Annotated in this window: 1 protein-coding gene; it reads right to left on the bottom strand. The window is 58.0% G+C overall.

Annotation, left to right across the window (positions count from 1 at the left end):
• The coding region (locus tag Q4528_RS14790) for an EF-Tu C-terminal domain-related protein (protein WP_512701001.1) at nucleotides 1-255 on the bottom strand (255 nt) is incomplete at both ends.

The following is a 255-nucleotide window of genomic DNA, read 5'->3' as shown; positions in this document are numbered from 1 at the left end:
GGCATACACATCTCCGTGCCCTCAGGCAGTTCGATCGTGCCCGTCACATCCGTCGTCCGGAAAAAGAACTGCGGCCGATAGTTACTGAAGAACGGCTTATGCCGCCCACCCTCATCCTTGGTCAAGATATACACATTCGCATCGAACTCGGTATGCGGCGTGATCGACCCCGGCTTCGCCAAAACCTGACCCCGCTCCACATCCTCCTTCTTCGTCCCCCGCAACAACGCACCAATATTGTCCCCAGCCTGGCCC

The sequence above is a fragment of the Staphylococcus pasteuri genome (assembly GCF_030547725.1).
GTDB classification, from domain to species: Bacteria; Bacillota; Bacilli; order Staphylococcales; family Staphylococcaceae; genus Staphylococcus; species Staphylococcus pasteuri.
The sequence above is the reverse complement of the archived record's forward strand: the minus strand, read 5'-3'. Positions and strand labels throughout refer to the sequence as shown.